Annotated in this window: 17 protein-coding genes and 1 tRNA gene; 7 read left to right on the top strand and 11 right to left on the bottom strand. The window is 66.3% G+C overall.

Going from position 1 to position 15925, the window contains the following annotated elements:
* The first annotated feature begins 3 nt into the window (after positions 1 to 3).
* Together U5798_RS27050 and U5798_RS27045 are read left to right on the top strand one after the other, a co-directional pair.
* Entirely contained in the window at positions 4 to 873 is an 870-nt protein-coding gene (locus tag U5798_RS27050; protein WP_124455315.1) for an ATP-binding protein, read from the top strand.
* Positions 870 to 1313, top strand: a complete 444-nt coding sequence (locus U5798_RS27045; RefSeq protein ID WP_039353126.1) for an NUDIX domain-containing protein — start codon at positions 870 to 872, stop codon at positions 1311 to 1313. The genes U5798_RS27050 and U5798_RS27045 overlap by 4 nt, the downstream gene beginning before the upstream one ends.
* Before the next feature lie 60 nt (positions 1314 to 1373).
* Here the strand turns inward: U5798_RS27045 and U5798_RS27040 are convergent, their stop codons facing one another.
* The 9 genes from U5798_RS27040 to U5798_RS27000 all read right to left on the bottom strand — a co-directional run bounded on the left by U5798_RS27040 (position 1374) and on the right by U5798_RS27000 (position 9260).
* A complete protein-coding gene (locus U5798_RS27040) occupies positions 1374 to 1574 on the bottom strand; it encodes a DNA gyrase inhibitor YacG (protein WP_059506884.1) in 201 nt (66 codons plus the stop codon).
* A gap of 28 nt (positions 1575 to 1602) precedes the next feature.
* On the bottom strand, positions 1603 to 2358 hold the full coding sequence (gene zapD, locus U5798_RS27035; protein WP_034186363.1) for a cell division protein ZapD: 756 nt from the start codon (positions 2356 to 2358) through the stop codon (positions 1603 to 1605).
* A 109-nt stretch (positions 2359 to 2467) separates the two neighbouring features.
* Positions 2468 to 3076: a dephospho-CoA kinase gene (gene coaE / locus U5798_RS27030; RefSeq protein WP_124455316.1), complete on the bottom strand. Its 609-nt coding sequence runs from the start codon at positions 3074 to 3076 to the stop codon at positions 2468 to 2470.
* A 1-nt stretch (position 3077) separates the two neighbouring features.
* On the bottom strand, positions 3078 to 3989 hold the full coding sequence (locus U5798_RS27025; RefSeq protein ID WP_124455317.1) for a prepilin peptidase: 912 nt from the start codon (positions 3987 to 3989) through the stop codon (positions 3078 to 3080).
* Between the two features lie 46 nt (positions 3990 to 4035).
* Positions 4036 to 5247 carry a type II secretion system F family protein gene (locus tag U5798_RS27020; RefSeq protein WP_322083771.1) on the bottom strand — a complete coding sequence of 404 codons (1212 nt, stop codon included), beginning with the start codon at positions 5245 to 5247 and terminating at the stop codon, positions 4036 to 4038.
* Positions 5244 to 6521: a GspE/PulE family protein gene (locus U5798_RS27015; protein ID WP_322083770.1), complete on the bottom strand. Its 1278-nt coding sequence runs from the start codon at positions 6519 to 6521 to the stop codon at positions 5244 to 5246. The genes U5798_RS27020 and U5798_RS27015 overlap by 4 nt, the downstream gene beginning before the upstream one ends.
* Before the next feature lie 83 nt (positions 6522 to 6604).
* Positions 6605 to 7897: an HlyC/CorC family transporter gene (locus U5798_RS27010; protein ID WP_124455320.1), complete on the bottom strand. Its 1293-nt coding sequence runs from the start codon at positions 7895 to 7897 to the stop codon at positions 6605 to 6607.
* Positions 7898 to 8039: 142 nt separating this feature from the next.
* Positions 8040 to 8116 (bottom strand) — tRNA-Pro (locus U5798_RS27005).
* Positions 8117 to 8264: 148 nt separating this feature from the next.
* Positions 8265 to 9260, bottom strand: coding sequence for a polyprenyl synthetase family protein (locus tag U5798_RS27000; RefSeq protein WP_069247066.1), 996 nt, complete (start codon positions 9258 to 9260; stop codon positions 8265 to 8267).
* 210 nt (positions 9261 to 9470) lie between these two features.
* On the opposite strand from U5798_RS27000, the gene rplU reads away from it, so the two are divergent.
* From rplU to proB, 4 genes are all read left to right on the top strand, one after another.
* Entirely contained in the window at positions 9471 to 9782 is a 312-nt protein-coding gene (rplU, locus tag U5798_RS26995) for a 50S ribosomal protein L21 (protein ID WP_006025184.1), read from the top strand.
* A gap of 24 nt (positions 9783 to 9806) precedes the next feature.
* Positions 9807 to 10070, top strand: coding sequence for a 50S ribosomal protein L27 (rpmA, locus tag U5798_RS26990; protein ID WP_006476999.1), 264 nt, complete (start codon positions 9807 to 9809; stop codon positions 10068 to 10070).
* A gap of 187 nt (positions 10071 to 10257) precedes the next feature.
* Entirely contained in the window at positions 10258 to 11370 is a 1113-nt protein-coding gene (obgE, locus tag U5798_RS26985; RefSeq protein ID WP_124455321.1) for an Obg family GTPase CgtA, read from the top strand.
* Positions 11371 to 11460: 90 nt separating this feature from the next.
* A complete protein-coding gene (gene proB / locus U5798_RS26980) occupies positions 11461 to 12579 on the top strand; it encodes a glutamate 5-kinase (RefSeq protein WP_124455322.1) in 1119 nt (372 codons plus the stop codon).
* A 106-nt stretch (positions 12580 to 12685) separates the two neighbouring features.
* Here proB and U5798_RS26975 read toward each other — a convergent pair whose 3' ends face one another.
* Together U5798_RS26975 and U5798_RS26970 are read right to left on the bottom strand one after the other, a co-directional pair.
* The gene (locus tag U5798_RS26975) at positions 12686 to 13294 is read right to left on the bottom strand and encodes a CNP1-like family protein (RefSeq protein WP_124455323.1); all 609 of its coding nucleotides are present in this window, start codon (positions 13292 to 13294) and stop codon (positions 12686 to 12688) included.
* Positions 13295 to 13307: 13 nt separating this feature from the next.
* Positions 13308 to 13955: an RNA pyrophosphohydrolase gene (locus U5798_RS26970; protein ID WP_124455324.1), complete on the bottom strand. Its 648-nt coding sequence runs from the start codon at positions 13953 to 13955 to the stop codon at positions 13308 to 13310.
* Between the two features lie 228 nt (positions 13956 to 14183).
* Here U5798_RS26970 and U5798_RS26965 point away from each other — a divergent pair, with 228 nt between their 5' ends.
* Positions 14184 to 15920 (top strand): proline--tRNA ligase, encoded by a 1737-nt coding sequence (locus U5798_RS26965; RefSeq protein WP_322083769.1) that lies wholly within the window; start codon positions 14184 to 14186, stop codon positions 15918 to 15920.
* Positions 15921 to 15925: the final 5 nt, after the last annotated feature.

The raw sequence follows: 15925 nt of genomic DNA, 5'->3' as shown, positions 1-15925 counted from the left end.
GACATGGACAAGCTTGAACAGTTTCTGACGCGCGCCGAAGCGCTGCTCGGCCGTCTCGAGGGGATGCTGCCGCCCGCGCCGGCGGCCGTCGACTGGAACGCCGCCCACGCATTCCGCTGGCGCAAGCGCCAGGGGCGCGGCTACCTGCAGCCGGTGCCGGCCGTGTCGTCGATCACGCTCGGCGACCTGCACAACATCGATCGCCAGAAAGGGCTGATCGAGCAGAACACGCGGCAGTTCGTGCAGCGCAAGCCGGCCAACAACGTGCTGCTGACCGGCGCGCGCGGTACCGGCAAGTCGTCGCTGATCAAGGCATGCCTGAACGCGTATGCGCAGGACGGGCTGCGCCTGATCGAAGTCGACAAGGACGACCTGCACGATCTCGGCGACATCGTCGACCTGATCTCGCAGCGTCCCGAGCGGTTCATCGTGTTCTGCGACGACCTGTCGTTCGAGGACGGCGAATCGGGCTACAAGGCGCTGAAGGTCGCGCTCGACGGCTCGATCGCCGCGCAGTCGGACAACGTGCTGATCTACGCGACGTCGAACCGCCGCCATCTGCTGCCCGAGTACATGAGCGACAACGAGTCGTACAAGCATCTCCCGGACGGCGAGATTCACCCCGGCGAAGTCGTCGAGGAGAAGATCTCGCTGTCGGAGCGCTTCGGCCTGTGGGTCAGCTTCTATCCGTTCAAGCAGGACGACTATCTCGACATCGTCGCGCACTGGCTGCGCCATTTCGGCTGCCCCGACGTGGAGATCGAGACCGCGCGCGGCGACGCGCTCGTGTGGGCGCTCGAGCGCGGTTCGCGCTCGGGCCGCGTGGCGTGGCAGTTCGCGCGCGACTGGTCGGGCCGCAAGGAGCAGGCATGAGCGCGGATCTCGCACAAGGCGCCGTGCGCGCACCGGATGGCCGCAAGGTGACGGAAGTCGCGGTTGGCGTGATGGTTCAGCCGGACGGCAGTTACCTGCTCGCGCAACGCCTGCAGGGCAAGCCGTATGAAGGTTACTGGGAGTTCCCGGGCGGCAAGCTGGAGGCCGGCGAAAGCGTCGAGGACGCGCTCGCGCGCGAACTCCACGAGGAACTCGGCATCGAGGTCACGGCCAGCCATCGCTGGCACACGCTCGAGCACGATTATCCGCATGCGTACGTGCGGCTTTATTTCTGCAAGGTGACGGGCTGGACGGGCGAGCCGCACAGCAAGGAAGGGCAGGCGTTCGTGTGGCAGCAATTGCCGGTCGCCGTCGCGCCGCTGTTGCCGGCGGCGCTGCCGGTGCTCGAATTGCTCGAGAAGGAAGCGGCGTCGAACTGACGCCGTGGCGGCCTGCCGGAAAGGCGGGCCATATCGCCGGCGGGCGGTGCTACGCGCCGCTCAGCTGTCGCGACGGCCGTCCGTGCCGTCTTCTTCCGACGACGGGCCCTCGTCCGAGGCGCCGCCGATCCGGTACTTTTCCGCGGCCCATGCGCCGAGGTCGAGCTGCTTGCAGCGGGCCGAACAGAAGGGACGGAACTTGTTTTCAGGCGTCCAGCGCACTTCTGCGCCGCACGAAGGACATTTCACGACGGTAGTCATACGAAAGCGTTGAACCGGCACACGGCCGTTACAGATTGCACAGTGTCAGATGGAACGGCACGTCGATGTCCACCGCGCGCGGCCGCACATCGCCGTCCTGCATGGTGAACCGTACCCACAGCATGTATTTGTTGGCGCTCGCTTCGGGAATGACGCGCAGTTCCGGCGGCACGCGTACCTGCATCAGCTGGTAGGTGCGGCCCGACAGCATCTGCTGGTAGCTGCCCTGCATCGCCATCACCTTCGACGCCTGGCCCGATTCGCGCGCGAGCCGCAGCACGATCGACGCGGCGTCGCGCAGCGGCAGCATCGGCAGGATCCACTTCGCGATGTCCTGGCGCCGCTGCTCGGCGGGCCATTGCTGCCACGCGTAGTACGACGGCAGGTCGAACTTGCACGTGCCGCCGGGAATCACCGCGCGGCTGCGGATACTGGCGAGCCATTCGTTGTCGACGAGGTGCTGGCCGGTCTTGCCCTGCATCTGCGCGAGATTGGCCAGCGTCTGCTCGATTTCGCCGAGCACGGCTTCGAGCGCGTTCTGCTCGATGCCCGGATTGCCGCGAAAGGGGGCGAGCGTCTGGCGTTGACGTTCGAGCTCCTTCATCAGATCCGATTTCAGGTCCGCGCGGCCCGTTACCTCGGCGATTTCGAACAGCGTCGTCAGCGCGACGTGGTGTTCACGCGGGTCCTCCTGAGCCAAAAAGAACGCGAAGCGCTCGAAGAGATCTTCGAGGCGCAACAGCGTGCGAATTCGCTCGTTGAACGGATACTCGTAAAGAATCAAGCGCGCTCGCCTCTTGGGTAGGGATTGAAACAATGCAGGACATTCTAATGCTCACTCTCTACCCTAGCAACGCGCCAATTTCGTGCACCATCACGATTGCGCGCAATGCTCAGTGCGCGGCGGCCGCGAGCGCGACATAGCGTTGGTGCAGTGCATCGACCCGCGCGGCGAGTGCATCGGGCGTAACCGAGTCGTTGACGATCACGTCGTCGGCCGCCGCGAGACGGGCTTCGCGCGTCGCCTGTCGCGCGATGATCGCCTCGACCTGCTCGCGCGTGAAGCCGTTGCGCCGCATCACGCGTGCGATCTGCGTTTCGACCGGGCAGTCGACGACGAGCACGCGATCGCTGCGCGTTTTCCAGTTGCCTGACTCGACGAGCAGCGGCACGACGAACATCACGTACGGGCCCTGCGCTTCGCGTGCCTCGCGATCGGTTTCCGCACGGATCAGCGGATGCGTGATCGCTTCGAGGCGCCGGCGTGCGTCGTCGTCGCTGAAGATCAGCGTGCGCATCTTCGCGCGATCGAGCGAGCCGTCGGCGGCCACGAAGTCGCGGCCGAACGCTTGTTCGATCGCGGCCATCGCGAGGCCGCCGGGAGCCGTGATGCGGTGGGCGATCAGGTCGGTATCGACCAGCGACGCGCCGCGTGCGCCGAACAGGTCGGCGACGGTCGTCTTGCCGCTGCCGATGCCGCCCGTGAGTCCTACTGCAAACATGTCAGCCTCCGAGCGCGAAATAGAACGGCGTGCCGAAAAACAGCGTCGCAACGCCGCCGGCCGCGAGGAACGGGCCGAACGGAATCGGCTCCTCGAAGCGCATGCGGCCGCGCCAGGTCGCGACGAGCCCGACGATGGCGCCCGTTACCGCCGCGAACAGCACGACTTGCGGCAGCGCGGCCCAGCCCATCCACGCGCCGAGTGCGGCCAGCAGCTTCAGGTCGCCGAAGCCGATGCCCTCGATGCCGCGCAGCCATTTGAACAGCCAGTAGATCGACCACAGGAACAGGTAGCCGGCCATCGCACCGATCACGGCCGAGCGCAGCGACGTGAACGTCCCGCCGAGATTCAGCACGAGCCCGGCCCAGAGCAGCGGCAGCGTCATCGAGTCGGGCAGGTAGCCCGTGCGGATGTCGATCGCGCTCATCGCGAGCAGCGCCGCACACAGCGCAAACGCGGCAAGCCCGGCGACGGTCGGGCCGAATGCCGCGAGCGAGCCCGCGGCGAGCAGCGCACACACGAGCTCGACGAGCGGATAGCGGAGGCTGATCGCGTGGCCGCAGCGGCGGCAGCGCCCGCGCAGCATCAGATAGCTGACGAGCGGGATGTTTTCCCAGGCGCGCAGCACGTGGCCGCAATGCGGGCATGCGCTGCGCGGGCGCCACAGATCGTAGTGCGGCGGATAGCCGTCGTCGGGCGCGGCGCTCGCGTTGCCGGTCGCTTCGTCGATCTCGGCCTGCCACGCGCGCTGCATCATCACGGGCAGCCGGTGCACGACCACGTTCAGGAAGCTGCCGACGCACAGGCCGATGATGACCGCGAACGCATACTGCAGCGCGGGCGGCAGCATCGCCAGTGCGAGCAGCGTGCGCTCGGGCGAATCGGGAACGGCGGGCAGGGGCACGGGCGTCATGAGGCTCAAGGTTCGGGCTTAAAAGGCGACAGAATCGGTTGCGATGCTACACCACGTTGCCGAGCTGAAGGATGGGCAGGTACATCGCGATCACGAGGCCGCCGACGAGTGCGCCCAGGACGATCACGATCAGCGGTTCGCCGAGCGCCGCGAGCGCATCGAGACGCGCGTCGAGCTGGCGTTCGCACAGCGCGGCGATGTCGGCGAGCATCGTATCGAGCGCGCCGGTTTCCTCGGCGACGGCGATCGGCTGGACGACGTCGTCCGGAAAGCAGCCGGCCGACTGCATCGCATCGGCGAGACGCGCGCCGCGCAACACGCGTGCCGCGATGTGCGCGGTGGCGTGCGCGAACACCGGATGGCCGGCCGTCCGCTCGAGCGTGGCGAAGGCGTCGGCGAGCGGCACGCCGGCGCCGAGCAGCGTCGCGAGCGAACGGCACCAGCGTGCGGCCGCATACCGTTCGAGCGCGCTGCCTGCCAGCGGGGCATGCAGCAGGCGCCGCGCGACCGCATGGCGCAACGGCGCCGACCGTCGAAGCGCGTGATGCGCGGCAAGCGCTGCTGCCGCCGTGCCGGCGGTGAGCACGCCGCCCCACGCCGACAGCGCGGAGGAGAGCGCGAGCAGGGCGCGGGTCGGTGCCGGCAGGGCGGCACCGAAGCCGTCGAAGATCTGCCGGAGCGTCGGCACGACCCACACCATCAATGCCGCCGAGATCGCGAGCGCGAACAGGATGACGGCGGCCGGATACGCGAGGGCGGCCCGCAGCTTGCGCCATTGCGCATCGGCGCGCTCGCGGTGTTCCGCGACACGTGTCAGCACGATGCCGAGCGAGCCGGACGCCTCGCCGACTTCGATCAACTGGCGGTACAGCGTGCCGAACTGCGACGGATAGCGTGCGAGTGCCTCGGCGAAGCGCCGGCCGCCGACGATTTCCCGCGCGAGGCCCGCGGCGATGCGCGGCAGGCCGTCGTGCGACCGTGTACGCGAGAGCATTTCGAGCGACGGTGCAAGCGGCAGCCCGGCCTGCAACAGGCTCGCGAGCTGGCGCGTGAAACGCGTGATCTCCCGGGCGCCGGCCGCCGGCGGCCGGGCCGGCCCGCGGACGTCGAGCGACAGCACCGCGATGCCGTCACGCGCGAGTGTGGCACGCGCGGCTGCGGCGTCGAAGGCGATGACCGTGCCGCGGCGCGGTGTGCCGTCGCGACGGCGGCCGCGCCAGGCGAAGCGGGTTTCGCGCGGCGGCGTGGGCATGCTCATGCCGCGGGCGTGGCGGCGACGGCTTCCGCGATGCTCGTCGTGCCGTCCCGCACGCGGGCGAATGCCGCGTCTCGCAGGTTGCGCACGCCGTCGGCCGCCGCGCATTGCGCGAGCTCGCCGACGCTCGCCCGTGCGACGATGCGCTCCGCCAGTTCCGGCGAGACCGGCATCGTCTGATGCAGCCCGATGCGGCCGCGATAGCCGATCCCGTGACAGGCGGTGCAGCCGCGTGCGACGAACGGCCTCCATCCGCCTGCCAGGGCCGCCGGGTCGCAGCCGGCTTCCTGCAGCACGCGCGCCGATGCGTCCGAAGGGACACGGCACGCGGCGCACAGGCGCCGGACCAGGCGCTGCGCGGTGACGAGCTGCAGCGCGGCCGCGAGGTTGTACGGCGCGACGCCGATGTCGAGCATCCGCGCGATGGCGGCCGGCGCGTCGTTCGTGTGCAGCGTCGACAGCACGAGATGGCCGGTCTGCGCGGCCTTGATCGCGACGTCTGCCGTTTCCGCATCGCGTATCTCGCCGACCATGATGATGTCCGGATCCTGCCGCAACAGCGCACGCAGCGCCGTCGCGAACGTGAGCCCGGCCTTGTCGGCGACGCCGACCTGGTTGATCCCGTCGAGCTGGATCTCGGCGGGGTCCTCGACGGTGCAGACGTTGTGTGCGTCGCGATCGAGCATCTGCAGTGCGCAGTACAGCGACAGCGTCTTGCCGCTGCCGGTCGGGCCCGTGACGAGCACGAGGCCGTGCGGTGCGCGTATCGCGGCCTCCATCGCGGCGGCCTGCTGCGTGTCGAAGCCGAGACGGGCGAGCGTGAGATCGGCCGGCAGCGTTTCGAGGCGCCGCAGCACGAGCTTTTCGCCGAACAGCGTGGGCAGCGAACTGACGCGATAGTCGCCGCGCGTGCCGCCGTCGATCGCGATGCGTAGCCTGCCGTCCTGCGGGAGCCGCCGTTCGGCGATGTCCATGCGCGCGAGCACCTTGATTCGCGTGACGAGCGCGTCGCGCAGGTGCACGGGCGGTCGCGCATGCTCGTGCAGCACGCCGTCGATGCGCAGGCGGATGCGCCAGCCGGTTTCGAACGGTTCGACGTGGATGTCGGATGCGTCGCGCACGCGTGCCGCGTGCAGCGTGTCCGTCAGCAGTCGCACGGCCGGTGCATCGTCGAGCTGGGCCGCATCGAGTGCATGAGGCGCGGCGGCAGGCGGCGCGTCGGAGCGGGCGGGCGACGACTGCGTGTGCAGCGGCGCCCCGGGAGGAGGGAAATGCATGTGAGCCGGCACGCTGGCCGCCTGTTGACCGTGACATGCAGATGGTCGCGCGTCGCGGGCGGCGCCGGCAGTCGGCCGTTCGGCTATCGGCCGGTGGCGCGTGCGGTGCGCGAGCCGCGCGGCTTGAAGAGCTTGACCGTGCGCACGGCCTGGTCGTCGCTGCGCATCACCTCGAGCATCACGTCGCCGATCTTCAGGCACACGTCGTCTTCCGGAATTTCCTCGAGGATTTCGAGCACCAGTCCGTTCAGCGTCTTCGGCCCGTCGGTCGGCAGCTTCAGGTGCAGCCAGCGGTTCAGTTCGCGCAGCGGCATGCTGGCCGACACGATGCATTCGCCGTTCTCGTCCCAGCCGCCCGCGCGTTCGCTGCGCGGCATCGACGTCGTGAATTCGCCGATCAGTTCCTCGATGATGTCTTCGGGTGTGACGAGCCCTTCGAGCTCGCCGTACTCGTTGACGACGAGCGCCGTTCGCTGCCGCGTTTCCTGGAAGAACTGGAGCTGCTGGACCACCGGCGTGCCCGACGGCACGTAGTACGGCTCGGCGAGCAGCGTGCGCAGCGTCTCGCGGTCGAACTCCTGGTTGTGCAGCGCGGTGAGCGTCTTGCGTACATGCAGCACGCCGAGCACCTTGTCGATGTCGCCTTCGTAGACGACGAGCCGGTTGTGATAGCAGGTCTCGAGCTGGTGCAGGACGTCGTCGAGCGGCGCGTAGAAGTTGAGCGACTCGATCTGGCGGCGCGGCACCATCACGTCGTCGACCGTGATGTTCTCGAGATCGAACAGGTTGAGCAGGATGCTGCGATGCTTGGTCGGCATGAAGCTGCTCGACTCGAGCACGATGGCGCGCAGCTCGTCGGCAGACATCCGCTGGTCGCGGCCCTTCTTCGTGTTGATGCGCAGCACCCACAGCACGCCGTTCGCAAGCGCGTTGACGAACCAGACGACCGGCTTGAACACGCGCATCAACGGCGCGATCACGAGGCTCGCGGGCAGTGCGATGCGTTCGGGGAAGGTCGCGCCGACGATCTTCGGCGCGATTTCCGCGAACACGATGATCAGGAACGCGACGATGCCGGTCGCGATCGACAGCGCGACGTTGTTGCGGCCGAACGTATGCAGCGCGAGCGACGTCGTCAGGACCGGGATGATCGTGTTGAACAGGTTGTTGCCGATCAGGATCACGCTGAGCAGCAGGTCAGTGCGCGTGAGCAGCCCTTGCGTGGTTTTCGCGCCGAGTGCGCCCTGGCCGGCGAGATGCTTCAGCCGATGGCGGTTGAGCGCCATCATCGCGGTCTCGGAAATCGAAAAGAAGCTGGAACAGAGGAGAAGCAGGAAGACGGCGCCGATTTGCGCCCATAAGGGAATTTGGTCCACGCGTCGGAATGGGCAGTGAAGGACAGGGATGGAGGAAATATAGCAGAGGCCGGCGACGGCGATGTGTCGTGCGCGACACGAGGGGCCTGCGGCGGCCGGGCAAAAAAAAACCGCGCACAGGGTGCACGGTTTTTTAAAAATCTGGTCGGGGTGAGAGGATTCGAACCTCCGGCCTCTACGTCCCGAACGTAGCGCTCTACCAGGCTAAGCTACACCCCGATTTTTACTCTTCGGACTTCGCCGTCTTCGTGAAGATTTCTGCGTCGTCTCAAGCAAGAACGTAACTATAACGATGTTTTTTCTAAAAGGGAATACTTTGGTGAAGAAAATTTTCGGGACAAGGCATCGCTTCCTGTTTGCCGCGCGCTCACGACTGCCGCGACGTCGAGTACGAGCACAGCCCGAGCAGGCTTTCCTTGTAGATCGAATCGGGGAACGCGGCAATCGCCGCTGCTGCCGCCTGCGCTTCCTGGCGTGCGCATTCGAGCGTGTGGTCGAGCGCGCCTGAGCGCGTGATCGCCTCGAAGATCGTGTCGAAGCGATCGGTGCCGCCCTGTTCGATCGCCTCGCGCGCCAGCGCCGATTGCTCGGGCGTGCCGCGTTCGATCAAATAGATGAGCGGCAGCGTCGGCTTGCCTTCGCGCAGGTCGTCGCCGGCATTCTTGCCCATGGCCTCGACGGTGCCCGCGTAGTCGAGCCAGTCGTCCATGATCTGGAACGCGGTGCCGATCCGGCGGCCGTATTCGGCGGCGGCGGCTTCGGTCGGCGCATCGGCGCCCGCGAGCACCGCGCCCAGGCGGGCCGACGCTTCGAACAGCTTCGCCGTCTTGTAGCGGATCACCTGCATGTAGCGCGTTTCGTCGACGTCCGCGTCGTGCATGTTGAGGAGCTGCAGCACCTCGCCTTCCGAAATGATCGTCGTCGCTTCGGACAGGATCTCCATCACGCGCATCTTGCCGACACCGACCATCATCTCGAACGAGCGCGAGTAGAGGTAATCGCCTACCAGCACGCTCGCCGCGTTGCCGAACAGCGCATTGGCGGTCTGGCGGCCGCGGCGCAGCTCGGATTCGTCGACGACGTCGTCATGCAGCAGCGTGGCCGTGTGGATGAACTCGACGACGGCGGCCAGCACGTGCCGCTGGTGCGACGTTTCGCCGAGCGCGCCGGCGACGAGCAGCAGCAACGCCGGACGCAGCCGCTTGCCGCCCGCGCCGATGATGTACTCGGCGATCTGGTTGATCAGCAGCACGTCGGACGCGAGGCTTTGCCGGATAACGCGATTCACCTGCTCCATGTCGCTGGTGATCGGGGCGAGCAGGTGGGCGGCGCTGAGGGTGGGGGAGGCGGTGGACGACGACATGATGATGGAATTGGGTGATGCGGCGGATTATAAGTCGAATCCGCGAAATCCCGGTCTGTCAGACGTGCCGGCACTGCGATTTTGGCCGTCCGGCCAGGGCCCGCGCGCGGCAATCGTCGATCGGTTTTGACTTCGGTGCTAACCCCATGTATAATCACGTGTTTTCCGCGCGTGGTGTGCGGAAAAATTGGATCCAGAGTGAGGTTCTCAATGTACGCGGTCATAAAAACCGGCGGCAAGCAGTACAAGGTTGCCGTTGGCGAAAAACTCAAAGTAGAACAGATACCGGCTGACATTGACGCTGAAATCACGCTCGACCAGGTTCTCGCAGTGGGCGAAGGCGAATCGATTAAGTTCGGTACGCCGCTGGTCAGTGGGGCTTCCGTCAAGGCCACCGTTGTGTCGCACGGTCGTCATGCCAAGGTCACCATCTTCAAGATGCGTCGCCGGAAGCACTACCAAAAGCATGGCGGCCACCGCCAGAACTACACTGAGCTGCGCATCGACGCGATCAACGCGTAAGCGCCTCGGTTAAGGAGCAATCAGATGGCACACAAAAAGGCAGGCGGCTCTTCCCGGAACGGCCGCGACTCCGAGTCGAAACGTCTCGGCGTGAAAGTGTACGGCGGCCAGGCAATCAATGCCGGCGGCATCATCGTGCGTCAGCGCGGTACGCGTATGCACGCAGGCGAGAACGTCGGCATGGGCAAGGATCACACCCTGTTCGCGCTGGTCGACGGTCACGTCAAGTTCGCGACGAAGGGCGCGGACAAGAAGCATCTGGTCATCGTCGTCCCGGCGGCTGCCTAAGTCAGGCACCCACGGGCTTCGTAGCCGAAAGGCCCCGCAGTCTTCGCGGGGCCTTTTTTTATTTGGTCGCCGGGCGCAGGTGCGTGCCGGCGACCCTCGCGCAACCGGCGCACGATCGGCCGAATGGCAGATTGTTCAAGCGTGCCGGCGCGCGGCACAATAGCGGAAATACTGGGCGGAGTGACGAATGAAGTTCATTGACGAAGCACGAATCGAAGTCATCGCCGGCGACGGAGGCGATGGCAGCGCGTCGATGCGCCGCGAGAAGTTCGTCCCGTTCGGCGGGCCGGACGGCGGCGACGGCGGCCGGGGCGGTAGCGTCTACGCGATCGCCGACCGCAACATCAACACGCTGATCGACTACCGATACGCGAAGAAGCATCTCGCGCGCAACGGCGAAAACGGCCGCGGCTCGGATTGCTACGGCAAGGGCGGCGACGACGTCACGCTGCGCATGCCGGTCGGCACGATCATCACCGACATGGATACCGGCGAGCTGATCGCCGACCTGACCGAGCACGACCAGCAGGTGATGCTTGCCCAGGGCGGCTCCGGCGGCCTCGGCAACCTGCATTTCAAGTCGAGCACGAACCGTGCGCCGCGCCAGAAGACGGACGGCAAGCCGGGCGAGCGGCGCATGCTGAAGCTCGAGCTGAAGGTGCTCGCCGACGTCGGCCTGCTCGGCATGCCGAACGCAGGCAAGTCGACGTTCATCTCGTCGGTGTCGAATGCGCGGCCGAAGATCGCCGACTACCCGTTCACGACGCTCGCGCCGAATCTCGGCGTGGTGCGCGTCGGCCCGAGCAAGAGCTTCGTGATCGCCGACATCCCGGGGCTGATCGAGGGCGCGGCGGAAGGCGCGGGCCTTGGCCACCAGTTCCTGCGCCACCTGCAGCGGACCGGCGTGCTGCTGCATCTGGTCGATCTCGCACCGTTCGACGAAAGCGTCGATCCGGTCGCGGAAGCGACCGCGATCGTCGGCGAGCTGCGCAAGTACGACGAGGCGCTGTACGAGAAACCGCGCTGGCTCGTGCTCAACAAACTGGACATGGTGCCGGAAGACGAGCGCGAGGCGCGCGTCGCCGATTTCCTCGATCGTTTCGGCTGGGACGGCCCCGTGTTCGAGATTTCGGCGTTGACGGGCCAGGGCTGCGAAGCGCTGTGCTACGCGATCTACGATTACCTGTCCGAACATTCGGACGCTCACCGTGCGGCGGAGGCGGAAGATCTCGCGGCGGACGTGCGTTTCCGCGATGCGCCGCCGGCAGACGGCGGTGCGACGCCGGGCGACGACGCCTGAGCGGTTCCTGAACGCGCCGGGCGTGCCGTCCGGCGCCGGCGTTCAATCGCGCCCGGCCGGGCAGGCATCAGATACAGGAGACAGTGCAGGATGCGTTCGATCATCGCGGATTCGAAGCGATTGGTGGTGAAGGTGGGTTCCAGCCTCGTGACCAACGACGGCAAGGGGCTCGATCATGCTGCAATCGGCCGCTGGGCAGCCCAGATCGCCGCGTTGCGCGCGCAGGGCAAGGAAGTCGTGCTCGTCAGTTCGGGGGCGATTGCCGAAGGGATGCAGCGGCTCGGCTGGAGCAAGCGGCCGCGGGAAATCGACGAGTTGCAGGCTGCTGCGGCGGTCGGCCAGATGGGGCTCGCGCAGGTCTATGAGAGCCGCTTCACCGAGCACGACATCCGCACCGCGCAGATCCTGCTCACGCATGCCGACCTGGCCGATCGCGAGCGCTACCTGAATGCGCGTTCGACGCTGCTCACGCTGCTGCGGCTCGGTGTCGTTCCGATCATCAACGAGAACGACACGGTCGTCACCGACGAAATCAAGTTCGGCGACAACGACACGCTCGGCGCGCTCGTCGCGAACCTGATCGAAGGCGATGCGCTGATCATCCTGACCGACCAGACCGGGCTGTTCACGGCCGATCCCCGCAAGGACCCGAACGCGACGCTCGTCGCCGAGGCCAATGCCGGCGCGCCGGAGCTCGAGGCGATGGCTGGCGGCGCCGGTTCGAGCCTCGGTCGCGGCGGGATGCTGACGAAGATCCTCGCGGCGAAGCGCGCGGCACACAGCGGCGCGAATACCGTGATCGCGAGCGGCCGCGAGCCGGACGTGCTCGTTCGCCTGGCGGCCGGCGAGGCGATCGGCACGCAGCTGATCGCGCGCACCGCGCGGATGGCGGCACGCAAGCAATGGATGGCCGACCATCTGCAGGTGCGCGGCCATGTCGTGATCGATGCCGGCGCGGTCGAGAAGCTGACGGCCGGCGGCAAGAGCCTGCTGCCGATCGGCGTGATCGACGTGCAGGGCGCGTTCGCGCGCGGCGAGGTGATCGCGTGCGTCGGCCCTGACGGGCGCGAAGTGGCGCGCGGGCTCACGAACTACAGCAGCGCGGAAACGAAACTGATTCACCGCAAGCCGAGCGGTGAGATCGAGACGGTGCTTGGCTACATGCTGGAACCCGAACTGATCCACCGCGACAACCTCGTGCTCGTCTGATCGCCGGCCACGGTATCGGCAGTTCAGGCAGTCCGACAAAAAAGCCCGCGCGATGCGGGCTTTCTAATTGCGACGGGACGATGCGGGCCACCCGCATCGTGTGTCGTCAGCGCAGCTGCGTCATCGCGGTGCGATGGAACCGGATGTTTTCCAGGATCTGCCGGGTCGAGCCTTGCGGCATCTTGTTCGAGCAGAAGTAGTCCTGATAGAGCGCGGAGTGGTAGGCGTTCAGCTCGCCGTTCTCGATGCGCCGCCAGTCGTTCTCGACCGTACGATCCCAGCCGTCGTGGTCCGAGTTCAGGCCGGCGTACTGGCGCCATTCGTAGGTGTCGCAGCGGATGCCTTCGTAGTTCACGTTGCGTGCGCCGGCCGGGCTCGTGATGACGACCGCGTAGCGCACGACGCCATCGGTGCCGACGTCGAGCGATTTCGCATCGACGAAGAACTTGAGCGGCGTGTTCTGCGACACGTTGAACGGCAGCAGGTCGCCCGTTTGCGGCAGCGGCGGCAGCGTGTCGACCGTGTTTTCCTTCCAGGTCCCTTGGCGGTCGAGCAGGTACACGAATTCGCTGTCGTCCTTGTTGGACGGCGCTTTCGAATTCGCGCAGCCGGCCAGGGCAGCCATCGCGGCGATCGATGCGAGCGCGAGAGCAATCGCTTTCAATATGCATTCCTCGTAAAAAAAGGGCGCGACACCAAGGTCGCGCCCGGTCATGCAGTCCGACTCGTCATTTGCCGACGATCACGTGGGGCGGCATCTCGTCGAGCGTGCTCGCCTCCACTTCGATCTCCGAACAGACTACCGATGCGTCGACAATCGTCAGCGTCTGCTGGGCCTGTACGCCAATGACGCGTGGATAGCGCGACATTCGCGGCCCGCGCGGCTTCTCGGCTCGCTGCGCCGGGCGGCGCAGGAAGCGCGACAGTTCCGTCAGCGCCAACTGATAGACATCCCGCTTGAACTCGATCACCGCATCGAGCGGTACCCAGTACTCGTTCCAGCGCCACGCATCGAACTCCGGGTGGTCGGTCGCGCGCAAGCAAATGTCGCAATCGCGTCCAACCATCCGCAGCAGGAACCAGATCTGCTTCTGGCCGCGGTAATGACCGCGTACTTCGCGTTTGATGAACTTGTCAGGCACCTCGTAACGCAACCAGTCGCGAGTGCGGCCGATTATCTTGACGTGTTCCGGATGCAGGCCCGTCTCCTCGTGCAGTTCCCGGTACATCGCCTGCATGGGGGTCTCGCCGTACTTGATCCCACCTTGAGGAAACTGCCAGGAATGCTCGCGGAGCCGCTTGCCCCAAAACACCTCGTTGCGCGCGTTCAAGAGGATGATGCCGACGTTCGGGCGAAAGCCTTCACGATCCAGCATACAACCACCTTCGAATCCTTTAAAATTGCTTTGATTATAAACAGATAACGGGCGCTGCGCACCGTGACGGAGCGAATCCGCGCGGGGTGCACCGGCTGAATTGTCCCTGATTAGTCTGCTAAGTCATCTGCGCCATCGTCGTCCCTCGTTGTTCGCCGCGCGCAGCTTTTTCACCTTGAAACTTTTTCGGGCGCCCCGCCTGGGGGCGCCGTTTTTGGAACCGTCCGCATGAAAGCTTCCCGTTTCTTTATCGGCACCCTGAAAGAAGCTCCCGCCGACGCAGAGATCGTCAGCCACAAGCTGATGGTCCGCGCCGGCATGATCCGTCGCGTCGCCGGCGGCATCTATAACTACCTGCCGGTCGGCCTGCGTTCGATTCGCAAGGTCGAGGCGATCGTGCGCGAGGAAATGAACCGGGCGGGCGCCATCGAGCTGCTGATGCCGGCCGTGCAGCCGGCCGAGCTGTGGCAGGAGTCGGGCCGCTGGGAACAGTACGGCCCCGAGCTTCTGCGCTTCAAGGACCGCAAGGACAACGACTTCGTGATCGGGCCGACGCACGAGGAAGTCATCACCGACATCGCGCGCAACCAGATCAAGAGCTACCGGCAGATGCCGGTGAACTTCTACCAGATCCAGACGAAGTTCCGCGACGAGATCCGTCCGCGCTTCGGCGTGATGCGCGGCCGCGAATTCATCATGAAGGACGCGTATTCGTTCGACAAGGACGCAGCCGGCCTGAACGAGTCGTATCGCAAGATGTACGACGCGTACGTGCGCATCTTCACGCGCCTCGGCCTCGAGTTCCGTGCGGTCGCGGCCGACGGCGGCTCGATCGGCGGCAACTTCTCGCACGAATTCCACGTGATCGCCGATACCGGCGAGGACGCGATCGCCTACTGCCCGACTTCCGAGTTCGCGGCGAACATCGAGGCCGCCGAAGCGCTGCCGCTGACGCCTGAGCGCGCCGCGCCGGCCGAAGCGATGCAAAAGGTCGCGACGCCCGGCAAGGCGAAGTGCGAAGCCGTCGCCGAACTGCTGGCGATCCCGCTCGAGCGCACGATCAAGTCGATCGTGCTCGCGACCGACAACGAAGGCGCCGAGCCGACGATCTGGCTCGTGATGCTGCGCGGCGACCACGACCTGAACGAGATCAAGGTGTCGAAGCTGCCGGGGCTGAAGAACCACCGCTTCGCGACCGAGCAGGAAATCGTCGAGTGGTTCGGCACGCCGCCGGGCTATCTCGGCCCGGTCGGCACGAAGAAGCCGGTGAAGGTGATCGCGGACCGCACGGTCGCGAACATGAGCGATTTCGTCGTCGGCGCGAACGAGGTCGACTATCACATCGCCGGCGTGAACTGGGGCCGCGACCTGCCGGAACCGGACATCGCCGACGTGCGCAACGTGAAGAAGGGCGACGCGTCGCCGGACGGCAAGGGCGTGATCGACATCTGCCGCGGCATCGAAGTCGGCCACGTGTTCCAGCTCGGCACCAAGTACTCGGAAGCGATGGGTGCGACGTTCCTCGATGAGTCGGGCAAGCCGCAGCCGATGCTGATGGGCTGCTACGGCGTCGGCGTCACGCGCATTCTCGGCGCGGCGATCGAACAGAACTTCGACGACAAGGGCATCATCTGGCCCGAGTCGATCGCGCCGTTCGAAGTCGTGCTGTGCCCGATGGGCTACGACCGCAGCGAGATGGTGCGCGAAACGGCCGACAAGCTGTACGCGGAACTCGTCGCGGCCGGCATCGACGTGATCCTCGACGACCGCGGCGAGCGCCCGGGCGTGATGTTCGCCGACTGGGAGCTGATCGGCGTGCCGCACCGTCTCGTGATCGGCGAGCGCGGCCTGAAGGAAGGCAAGATCGAGTACCAGGGCCGCCGCGACGCCGAAGCGACGCTGCTGCCGGCCGACGCGGCTGCGGCGACGGTCGCGGAGAAGATCCGCGCCGCGCTCGCACGCTGAGCACG

Origin of the sequence: Burkholderia sp. BCC1972 (assembly GCF_905339605.1) — a bacterium.
Classification (GTDB): domain Bacteria; phylum Pseudomonadota; class Gammaproteobacteria; order Burkholderiales; family Burkholderiaceae; genus Burkholderia.
This window is presented reverse-complemented; position numbering and strand designations above follow the sequence as displayed.

Bases quoted from the DNA above. Each gene is read 5' to 3' on its own strand.
- U5798_RS27050 (WP_124455315.1), top strand. From the start codon at position 4: ATGGACAAGCTTGAACAGTTTCTGACGCGCGCCGAAGCGCTGCTCGGC.
- U5798_RS27045 (WP_039353126.1), top strand. From the start codon at position 870: ATGAGCGCGGATCTCGCACAAGGCGCCGTGCGCGCACCGGATGGCCGC.
- U5798_RS27040 (WP_059506884.1), bottom strand. From the start codon at position 1,574: ATGACTACCGTCGTGAAATGTCCTTCGTGCGGCGCAGAAGTGCGCTGG.
- coaE (WP_124455316.1), bottom strand. From the start codon at position 3,076: ATGTTTGCAGTAGGACTCACGGGCGGCATCGGCAGCGGCAAGACGACC.
- U5798_RS27025 (WP_124455317.1), bottom strand. From the start codon at position 3,989: ATGACGCCCGTGCCCCTGCCCGCCGTTCCCGATTCGCCCGAGCGCACG.
- U5798_RS27020 (WP_322083771.1), bottom strand. From the start codon at position 5,247: ATGAGCATGCCCACGCCGCCGCGCGAAACCCGCTTCGCCTGGCGCGGC.
- U5798_RS27015 (WP_322083770.1), bottom strand. From the start codon at position 6,521: ATGCATTTCCCTCCTCCCGGGGCGCCGCTGCACACGCAGTCGTCGCCC.
- U5798_RS27000 (WP_069247066.1), bottom strand. From the start codon at position 9,260: ATGTCGTCGTCCACCGCCTCCCCCACCCTCAGCGCCGCCCACCTGCTC.
- rplU (WP_006025184.1), top strand. From the start codon at position 9,471: ATGTACGCGGTCATAAAAACCGGCGGCAAGCAGTACAAGGTTGCCGTT.
- rpmA (WP_006476999.1), top strand. From the start codon at position 9,807: ATGGCACACAAAAAGGCAGGCGGCTCTTCCCGGAACGGCCGCGACTCC.
- obgE (WP_124455321.1), top strand. From the start codon at position 10,258: ATGAAGTTCATTGACGAAGCACGAATCGAAGTCATCGCCGGCGACGGA.
- proB (WP_124455322.1), top strand. From the start codon at position 11,461: ATGCGTTCGATCATCGCGGATTCGAAGCGATTGGTGGTGAAGGTGGGT.
- U5798_RS26975 (WP_124455323.1), bottom strand. From the start codon at position 13,294: ATGACCGGGCGCGACCTTGGTGTCGCGCCCTTTTTTTACGAGGAATGC.
- U5798_RS26970 (WP_124455324.1), bottom strand. From the start codon at position 13,955: ATGCTGGATCGTGAAGGCTTTCGCCCGAACGTCGGCATCATCCTCTTG.
- U5798_RS26965 (WP_322083769.1), top strand. From the start codon at position 14,184: ATGAAAGCTTCCCGTTTCTTTATCGGCACCCTGAAAGAAGCTCCCGCC.